8 protein-coding genes and 1 rRNA gene are annotated in these 8,820 nt (G+C 56.8%); 5 read left to right on the top strand and 4 right to left on the bottom strand.

Translation table 11 applies throughout. The annotated features are described in order from the left end of the window. The first annotated feature begins 140 nt into the window (after positions 1 to 140). Positions 141 to 257: ribosomal RNA gene (rrf, locus tag BBOU_RS01435) — 5S ribosomal RNA — on the top strand. A gap of 244 nt (positions 258 to 501) precedes the next feature. Here the strand turns inward: rrf and BBOU_RS01430 are convergent. After that, positions 502 to 1,359 (bottom strand): aldo/keto reductase, encoded by an 858-nt coding sequence (locus BBOU_RS01430; RefSeq protein ID WP_033490577.1) that lies wholly within the window; start codon positions 1,357 to 1,359, stop codon positions 502 to 504. A gap of 345 nt (positions 1,360 to 1,704) precedes the next feature. Between BBOU_RS01430 and BBOU_RS01425 the strand changes: the two genes are divergently transcribed. Next, positions 1,705 to 3,219: an MFS transporter gene (locus tag BBOU_RS01425; protein WP_081815549.1), complete on the top strand. Its 1,515-nt coding sequence runs from the start codon at positions 1,705 to 1,707 to the stop codon at positions 3,217 to 3,219. Between the two features lie 57 nt (positions 3,220 to 3,276). Next, complete coding sequence (locus tag BBOU_RS01420; RefSeq protein WP_026503302.1) at positions 3,277 to 3,528, top strand: hypothetical protein; 252 nt, start codon at positions 3,277 to 3,279, stop codon at positions 3,526 to 3,528. Between the two features lie 113 nt (positions 3,529 to 3,641). Here the strand turns inward: BBOU_RS01420 and BBOU_RS01415 are convergent, their stop codons facing one another. Together BBOU_RS01415 and BBOU_RS01410 are read right to left on the bottom strand one after the other, a co-directional pair. Then, entirely contained in the window at positions 3,642 to 4,418 is a 777-nt protein-coding gene (locus BBOU_RS01415; RefSeq protein ID WP_081815550.1) for a nitroreductase family protein, read from the bottom strand. A gap of 62 nt (positions 4,419 to 4,480) precedes the next feature. Continuing rightward, positions 4,481 to 4,834: a DUF4235 domain-containing protein gene (locus tag BBOU_RS01410; protein WP_035142529.1), complete on the bottom strand. Its 354-nt coding sequence runs from the start codon at positions 4,832 to 4,834 to the stop codon at positions 4,481 to 4,483. A 109-nt stretch (positions 4,835 to 4,943) separates the two neighbouring features. On the opposite strand from BBOU_RS01410, the gene BBOU_RS01405 reads away from it, so the two are divergent. Both BBOU_RS01405 and BBOU_RS01400 read left to right on the top strand, forming a co-directional pair. Beyond that, positions 4,944 to 5,645 carry a histidine phosphatase family protein gene (locus tag BBOU_RS01405; protein ID WP_026503304.1) on the top strand — a complete coding sequence of 234 codons (702 nt, stop codon included), beginning with the start codon at positions 4,944 to 4,946 and terminating at the stop codon, positions 5,643 to 5,645. Positions 5,646 to 5,937: 292 nt separating this feature from the next. Continuing rightward, positions 5,938 to 7,269: an ABC transporter substrate-binding protein gene (locus BBOU_RS01400; protein ID WP_026503305.1), complete on the top strand. Its 1,332-nt coding sequence runs from the start codon at positions 5,938 to 5,940 to the stop codon at positions 7,267 to 7,269. Between the two features lie 350 nt (positions 7,270 to 7,619). Here the strand turns inward: BBOU_RS01400 and BBOU_RS01395 are convergent, their stop codons facing one another. Then, a complete protein-coding gene (locus BBOU_RS01395) occupies positions 7,620 to 8,630 on the bottom strand; it encodes a LacI family DNA-binding transcriptional regulator (protein ID WP_026503306.1) in 1,011 nt (336 codons plus the stop codon). Positions 8,631 to 8,820 lie beyond the last annotated feature (190 nt).

Here is an 8,820-nt window from a genome sequence, read left to right as displayed (position 1 = left end):
GCATTACTCGGATGACGGGGAGACACCCCGCGCATCACACTCCGATCCTTCAGCACACACGCGTCCACCATCCGGTCCCCAACCCACCACAACCCCCCGGGAACACCCGACAAGGATCCCCGGGATGACAATTACAGATTTGCGGCGGCCATGGCCCAGGGGAGACGCCCGGACCCATTCCGAACCCGGAAGCGAAGACCTGGCACGGCGATGGTACTGCATTCGACAGGATGTGGGAGAGTAGCACGCCGCCGCACCAACACGTAACACGACGGCCCCGACAGGATCCAAACCCTGCCGGGGCCGTCCCCATACCACCGGAACCCCCACACACAACCACCCCCACCCCCCGGACACACACGGGACACCCGGAAACACAACAGGGACAGCCGCAACGACACGACACAACACACCAACCCACAACAACGGGAATACATTATCCGGGAACACGCAACATATAAACATATAAAGGGGTAGCCGAATACCAGCTACCCCAATCAGTCAGAAATCAACCTCATCAGGGTTTGCACATGAACCGCCGATTCCTTGCAATGCATCAATTGCAGCGATCTCGGTATCATTCAGTTCGAAGTCGAACACATTCATATTTGCTTTCATGCGATCCGCATGAACCGACTTCGGCAATGGCAGCACGTTATGTTGTAGCGCCCATCGTACACACACTTGGGCGCTGCTTTTCCCATGCTTCTTACCAATGGCGACCAATGTCGGATCATTCAGCACGTCTTTATGCCCGAACGGGCCCCATGCCTCAACTTGAATCCCATGCGCTTGGCAGTAAGCTACCGCTTCAGCCTGAGGCCAGCCAGGATGGACCTCAATCTGGTCAACCATGGGCTTCACTGTTGCCGTGCTTTCCAGAGCCTGAAGATGGTGGGGCAGGAAATTCGATACGCCAATCGCTTTTACGCGTCCGCTTGAATACAGTTCTTCAAATGCGCGCCATGTCTCCGCGTTCAGTTCCTCGGCACGATCCCCATACTGTTTGCGATTGGCCGGCCAGTGGATCAAATACAAGTCAAGATAATCCGTTCCCAGCTCGTTGAGCGTCTTGTCGAACGCTGCCATGGTCGCGTCATATCCGCGTTCGGTGTTCCACAATTTGCTGGTCAGGAATATCGATGCTCGGGGGATTGCGCTGTCTCGGATTCCTTCGCCGACGCCCTGCTGGTTGCCGTACACGGCCGCTGTGTCGATATGCCGGTATCCGACCTCCAACGCCTCACGGACGGCTTTGCGGGCCGTGTCCGCGGGTGTTTCGAACGTGCCGTAACCGATGCAGGGGATACCCACTGCGTTGCGCAGCGTGAACGTGTCAGTACATGATGTAAAAGCCATAATCACTCCTCAATGATTCGTATTGCATGGACCAAATCCTGATGCAATGGATTCACTTTCAGTCAAGCATTCCAAGATGGGGAAAAACATGTGAAGCGTCTTGGTTCCGCTTCAGGCGAATGTCGGTCCGTGAGTAGACGGTTCGTGCTTCATGCCGGCCATGCGGATATGTATACTGTACTCGAAACCGGGATTCTTCCGGAGTCGTCTATTGACGGCGTGGGGCGCGTATTGACGGACTTGCTCTTTACTATCAAGAATCCAAGCGCCTACCATAGCAAAACCCGCCTGGCATGATTGACATGCCGGACCAAGAAAGGATAGCTGGGGACAGCTTCACAGTGCATGATTGAACAACATCATGATGATAATGCCGTTATCCAACAAGCTGACAATGTGTCTTGTCGTCCACATCCTGAGCCGATTCCTCGGGCGCTGATGCTCTCAATCTTGGCAACCGGGATTATGGCGTTTATCGGCATTCTTACAGAAACGTTGATGAATGTGCTATTCCCGATTTTGATGGGGGAATTCCACGTCAGTACGTCCACGGTCCAGTGGCTGACCACCGGTTATCTGCTGGTCGTGTCGCTAGTGGTGCCGTTGTCGTCATATTTGAAACGCAAACTTCCCGTGAAACGGATTTTTGTGATTGCTGTCATGCTGTGTATTGCCGGGTGCGTTGTCGCCGCATGCGCCTTGAACTTCCCGATGCTGATGATTGCGCGTATTCTCCAAGGTGGTGGTACTGGCATCGCGTTGCCGTTGATGTTCAATATCATTCTTGATCAGGCGCCGAAATCTCGTATCGGGCAGCTGATGGGGGTAGGCAGTCTTGTAGTCGCAACTGCCCCTGCTCTCGGGCCGACTATTGGCGGTCTTGTCGGCACGTATATGCCATGGCGTTGGATTTTTATGATTCTGCTGCCGTTCCTGCTGCTTGCGCTGGTATTGGGCACGATGAATATCCGCCAAGGCTCACCCACGGTGGAAGCGTATGTGAATCCGCTGCACGTGCTGCTGATAGCGGTGGGATTTATCGCATTCGTCTTCGCTCTCGATGAGGGTGGCGCTGCAATTACCAAAAGCAGCCAAGGCGCATCGGACGCTGGTCGCACCGCTCTGAGTGCCGTGGTGCTGTTTGTGATCAGTATGGCGGCATTACTATCGTTCGCCCAATTATCTCACCGTTCGTTTTCTCCGCTGATTCGGCTTGGCGTGCTTCACAGCGTGTCATTCCGTTGGCATTTGCTTGCTTATGTGCTGCTGCAGGTGACGATGATTGGCTTCGGTTTTGTGATTCCGAATTCTGCGCAGCTTGGCTATGGTATCTCCGCGCTGGTCGCTGGCGTGCTGGTGCTTCCGGGTGCCCTGTTTGGAGCTATGCTTGCTCCGGTTTCCGGCATGCTGCTTGATCGGCTGGGGCCGGTGAAACCGATTTCAGGAGCTTTGGCGATTACGCTTGTCGGTGTGTTGCTGTTCGCTGTGGGGCTCGGCGCTTCTTCGACTGCGTGGGAGCTCGGCCTCTTCTACTTCGTGTTCATGGTCGGGTTTTCGATGGCGTTCGCGAATACGATGACCAGTGGCCTCAGTCAGGTTGATGCCCCATTAAAAGCCGATGGTAATGCGTTGTTCAGCACATTCCAGCAGCTTGCGGGTGCTGTGAGCACGACCATCATGTCAGCGTTCCTCGCATCCGCTCAGGCGGGACACGGTGCGCAGGGGGCCGTAGCATATCGTGCGGCGACGATTGCCGGCGCACATCATGCGTACGTGTTTTTGTCGGTTGTGGTGGGTTGCGCGTGCTTGTGCATGGCCCGCGCGTTCCATACGATGAACAGTATTCAGGAACTTGCCTGATACCGACCGGCGGGTTCTTGTATATCATCGGGCGGGCGACGTACACTCGGCAGTATTATGCATTACTTCACTCCGAAACGGTGTACTGAATCGAATAAGATCATGTACCATGACAAAGCGCAGGCGTTGCGTGCCGCCGATCAGAGCTGGCGCGAACGTGGCGCTGAACTGTGGGTGTACCGGTGTGAGTATTGCGGGAGTTGGCATCTGACCCATCATGATCCGTCGTTGCGGGATATGACACCGCATATGGCGATGCAGCAGAAACCTCATTCACGCAAGCGCGGATATAAGCCTCGTCGACGGTAGCGCTGTCTGCCGCTATCCAAACGCTGGCATGGGAATAACATACAGGCCGTAGACTCCGCAAGCCCGGTGTCTACGGCCTGTACTGTATCGTGACTGGTGTTGATGACGGCGGTTCAGCGGTTGAGGTTGAATCCTTGCGCTTCGGCGTCGCACAACCCTCGGTCGAGTGCGGTCTCATCCTCGGCGAGGCTTGCGATCTGGTCGCTGAACGCATCGACGGGACGTTCGGTGTTGCGCAGATCGTAATACTGGTGAACCTCGGCGTCGAATGCTTTGAGCTCACGGACCGCGGTATCATCCGACGGATATGTGTTGTCGAAGAACTGCATGCTGCGTGGCATGCGGGGTTTGAGTGCCGGCTCCTGGTCCGGCTTGCCGATAGCCAGTCCGAGGACAGGGAACGTGTATGTCGGCAGATGCAGCGTGGCGATCAGCTCGGGGATATCGTTGAGCAGGGATCCGAGGATCACGCAACCCAAGCCCATGGATTCGGCTGCGGTTTCCATGGCATGCAACGCGAGCACCGCATCATTCTGCGCTTGTGAGAAACGGTATCCGTAGCGCAACGCGAACCGCTGTTCGGACGTGTCAACGCCCTTCGCTTCGGCGATCATGGCGTTGCGGCGTTCATCAAGCACGAAAACGTACAGTAGTGGGGCTGTGGCGATATATTCCTGGCGTCCGATGGCAGCCAGCTTCGCTTTGAGGCTTGGCTCGGTAATGCGGATAGCTGACCAGTCGTTGAGGAACTGGCTGGATGCGGCATGCTGGGCAGCGGCTTCCAACGTGTCCACGGTCTGCGGGTCGATCGCGTCCGGCTTGAATTTGCGGATGGACCGACGGCTCAGCAGGGTGTCCACGGCGGGAGCGGAGATAATAGTTGTACTCATAGCCTTATTGTCGCAGTTGAAGGTTGCGAACGCATCTATGCTTCCGCTATCGGTGAAGAGAGTCAATGGTGGTGCTTATTGACGATCGCCTGCGCCGCCATGCTGGACAGCTGGTTGGTGACTGCGGCGACTGCCGCTGAAATCGCCGTACGCGACAGGCTGGCGATCAGGCTGGTTGTCGCTTTGGTTTTTCCCCCGGCAATGCAGCGACGCTCGACCCCGGACCACACGGACTGCATGATGCGACCGATGGCGACACCGGCGATTGTCGGCAATGCGAATAGGAGGATTTTGTCGCCGAGCGTTTCCGGATCGCGTTCGCGGCGGGCTTTCAAAGCGGTGACTGCGGTGTCCACTGCTTGAAGACGTGTGACGATGGTGTCCGCGGCGGTATGCATATCGGTAGGTGTACTCATATCCCCATCATAAGCTACTGGTCTTGAACACGTCAGTCGGTGGGGATAACACTCGTGATGTTTTCAACGCCTCATCGCCGGAAAGGCATGTTGGCGGTACAATGCCACTATGACAGCAATCAATTGTGCAGGCAACGAAGCCGCCGCCACGCCGGGTCAGCTGGTGCTGCTGCGGCACGGACAGACCGTATGGAGCGTGTCGGGACAGCATACCGGTCGCACTGATATCCCGTTGACGCCAGCCGGGCAGGATCAGGCGGAACAAGCCGGGAAGCGTCTGTGTGGCGCATTCCCTGATGGATTTGCCGCAGGGCATGTGTTTGTCAGTCCGCTGCGCAGGGCAAGGCAGACCGCTGCGCTTGCCGGGTATCCGCAGGCGACGGTGCTTGACGATCTTGCTGAATGGGATTATGGCAGGGCTGAGGGCCATACGCGTCAGCAAATTAGTGAGGCGAGTGGTTTCGCGTGGGATGTGTGGCGTGACGGGCCTCGCCAAGTGGGTATGGAGCTGGCTGGTGATTGGACCGCTATGCTGCCCGGAGGCGAGCAGGTGCCGGTCCATAACGGTGATGGGGAAACACTTGAGGAGGCTGCGGCGCGTACGCGTGCCGTCATCGCTCGGGTGTCCCCGCTGTTGGAACAGGGGCACAATGTGCTGCTGGTTGCACACGCGCATATCTTGCGGATCCTGACCACGCAATGGTTGGGTATCGATCCGCACCAAGGTAGGCTGTTGCGGCTGGATACGGCGCATTATTGCGTGCTTGGCTCGTATCATGACGATCATGTGATTGTACACTGGAACTGCTGACCTGCAAGATACGCTCTCTCTCGCGGTATGGATGTTCGATTGTCCCGATGTGAGCGAGAAATGCCGTGACAGCAAACGCTTTCATGTTGCATACTGGTGCAAAGTGTTTGAAAATGGCTGTTTTTCGGGCATTGTGGCGGAAGAATATACGACACGCCGACGCGTTGGCATGCCATCGTTTGCAAAAATGCTTCAGTGCGTGCATAATAGAGGCTGTCGAAAACATGACGGCACGATGTAAGTGCCGGCTTCCGACCAACAATCGGAAACGACAGCGGAAGAGAAAGGTTCGATGATGAATCGTACAGTCAAGTCAGCGATTGCCATCGCAGCGGTGGCAGCCATGTCCGTCGGCGCGTTCGCAGGCTGCGGCAGCTCCAGCAGCAGCGACAACGGCAAGGGCAAGGTCTATTACCTGAACTTCAAGCCGGAAGCGGCGGACCAGTGGAAGGCCCTCGCCAAGGAATACACCAAGGAAACCGGCGTCCAGGTCACCGTTGCTACCGCAGCATCCGGAACCTATGAGCAGCAGCTCAAGAGCGAAATGGCCAAGAGCAATGCTCCGACCCTGTTCCAGATCAACGGTCCGGTCGGCTATGCCAACTGGAAGGATTACACCGCCGACATGTCCAACACCGAGCCGTACAAGCAGCTCGTCAACAAGAAGGTCGCCCTCAAGGACGGCAACAAGGTCGTCGGCGTGCCGTACGCCATGGAAACTTACGGCCTTATCTACAACAAGGCCATCCTGGACAAGTACTTCGCGCTTGACGGTGCGAAGGCCAAGTCCGTCGAAGACATCAACTCCTTCGACACGCTGAAGGCCGTCGCCGACGATATGCAGGCACGCAAGAGCGAGCTGGGCATCAAGGGTGCATTCACCTCCGCCGGCTTCGATTCCAGCTCCGACTGGCGTTTCAAGACCCATCTGGCCAACCTTCCGCTCTACTATGAGTTCGAGAAGGACAAGGTGACCACCGAACCGGCCACCATCAAGGGCACTTATCTGCCGGAGTACAAGAACGTCTTCGACATGTACCTCAAGGACTCCACCACCGATCCGACGCAGCTGAGCTCCAAGACCGGTGATGACGCGAACTCCGAGTTCGCCCTCGGTGAGGCTGCTTTCTACCAGAACGGTACTTGGGCTTGGTCCGACCTGCAGAAGGCCGGCATGAAGGCCGATGACGTCAGCATGCTGCCGATCTACTTCGGTGTTGACGACAAGAATGAGGGCCTGGTCACTGGTTCCGAGAACTACTGGTGCATCAACTCCAAGGCTTCCGATGCTGACCAGAAGGCCACCGCAGCCTTCCTCAAGTGGGTCATTACCTCGAAGACCGGCATCTCCTCCATCAGCGACAAGATGGGCCTGACCACGCCGTTCAAGTCCTTCGACAGCGTGAAGATCACCAACCCGCTGACCCAGGCTGCTGTGGACGATCAGAAGTCCGGCAAGACCCAGGTCGCTTGGGACTTCGCCTTCATGCCTTCCGAGCAGTGGAAGAACGACTTCGGCAACGCGCTCCTTGAGTACGCTCAGGGCACTGGCAAGTGGGATGCTGTCAAGACCGCCTTCGTCGATGGCTGGGCTAAGGAATACTCCGCCGCCCATGAAGGCTGAGCCGCCCATGGAATCTCACTGACGTAAGGGCCGGTTGATGTCCGGCCGGCCCTTCGTGTTTTTCTCCTTTCTTCTTTGTTTGATGGTTGGAATGAGCCTCCACTGTGATTCACGGTGGGGGCTCATTCTGTTGGTGTCGTTGTTGCGTTCTCGGCGAAATGCCCCAACCGTCTACCGACGCTGAGGGTTCTGTCAGTGTCGGTAGAAGCGTTTGTTGATGTTGGGGTGGTGTTGGGCGTCGGTGGAAGCGTTTGCCGACGCTCAGCATTGTCTCAGCGTCGGCAAACGGTTGGGGGAGCGGGGGATGATGATGGCGAGGTTGTTCCGGTACCGGCACGCTCCCGTACGGATCAGCGATCTTCTACGCGTGCGGTCGAGGAGCGGACGACTAGGTGGGCGGGGAAAACCTCGTTGGGCTTGTCGGGGGAGTGCCCCTCAATGAGATTCAAGGTCTTGCGTGCCGCCGAGCGTGCCATGTCGATAGGTAGCTGGCGGATGGTCGTAAGCCCGACATCATGGGCGTACGTACTGTCGTCATACCCGATGACCGAAATATCTGAGGGTACGGAGAATCCGTTGCGTTCCAGCTGGAAGATCAGCGGGATGGCGATACCGTCCTCTTGGCAGGCGATTGCCGTGGGCATGTCGGGAAGGCTGAGAATCTGGGTGATGAGGTTGTCGATGCGGTACGTCCCCTCTTCTGCGGTGATGACCGTCGGTTCGATGCCTTGCTCGCGGCAGTATCCGAGGAATGATTCGACGCGTTCTTGCACGCTGAAATGCAATGATTGTGCGGGGTTCGTCCGTACATACAGGATGCGGCGGTGACCAAGCTGGATGAGATGGCGGGCGGCGAGGATGGACCCTTGATGGTCGTCGATGTTCACGGTTGCGGAGAAACTGTCTTGCAGGACGGAATTCACGCCGATAATCGGCACGTCGACACTGCTCAGACGTTTGATTTCCTCCTCATCGATATCGAACGAGGCGATGACCACGGCATCGGCGTTGCGGCGTACCGGCAGGGTGTCGAAGAATTCCTTGCGTTGCTGGCGGCTGTCAATCTGGATGATGGACAGGTCGTAGCCGGCGGCGGAGAATTCCGCGTTGAGGCCCTCAATCACCGAAGCGGCGAACCAGTTGCTGATGTGGTTGCTCACCAAGAGGGCGATGCGTAGGGATTGCCCGGTTTTCAACGCCGCTGCGGAACGGGAGATGGAGAAGTTCAGCTCGTCCGCGATGGCGAGCACCTTTTTCCGGGTTTTGGAAGACACAAGGTCGGGGCGCGTGAATGAGCGCGAGACCGTGGAGATGGAGACTTTCGCGCGGTTGGCGACGTCTTGGATTGTGGCGGTCGTGATAAGCTCCTTAGTGCATGCGGGGATTTTTCGAACGCTGTGATGGCGATGCCGGGCGCTGTGATTGCATTCGGTTGCAATTCCTTCCCCAAAAAATCGTACGTTTCAGTATACCAGCATTATCACCCGAAGTGTACGAATTTCCTAGAAATCATAACGTTAATCGGTTAAGTAAAAGTCGCCACGCCGTAAT

Origin of the sequence: Bifidobacterium boum (assembly GCF_000741535.1) — a bacterium.
In the GTDB taxonomy this organism is placed as follows: Bacteria; Actinomycetota; Actinomycetes; order Actinomycetales; family Bifidobacteriaceae; genus Bifidobacterium; species Bifidobacterium boum.
Note: the sequence above shows the minus strand (reverse complement) of the source record. Positions and strands in the feature narration are given on the sequence as shown.

What these genes read in the sequence shown, in the direction of transcription:
- BBOU_RS01430 (WP_033490577.1), bottom strand. Translation starts at nt 1,359, where the DNA reads ATGGCTTTTACATCATGTACTGACACGTTCACGCTGCGCAACGCAGTG.
- BBOU_RS01425 (WP_081815549.1), top strand. Translation starts at nt 1,705, where the DNA reads ATGATTGAACAACATCATGATGATAATGCCGTTATCCAACAAGCTGAC.
- BBOU_RS01420 (WP_026503302.1), top strand. Translation starts at nt 3,277, where the DNA reads ATGCATTACTTCACTCCGAAACGGTGTACTGAATCGAATAAGATCATG.
- BBOU_RS01415 (WP_081815550.1), bottom strand. Translation starts at nt 4,418, where the DNA reads ATGAGTACAACTATTATCTCCGCTCCCGCCGTGGACACCCTGCTGAGC.
- BBOU_RS01410 (WP_035142529.1), bottom strand. Translation starts at nt 4,834, where the DNA reads ATGAGTACACCTACCGATATGCATACCGCCGCGGACACCATCGTCACA.
- BBOU_RS01405 (WP_026503304.1), top strand. Translation starts at nt 4,944, where the DNA reads ATGACAGCAATCAATTGTGCAGGCAACGAAGCCGCCGCCACGCCGGGT.
- BBOU_RS01400 (WP_026503305.1), top strand. Translation starts at nt 5,938, where the DNA reads ATGATGAATCGTACAGTCAAGTCAGCGATTGCCATCGCAGCGGTGGCA.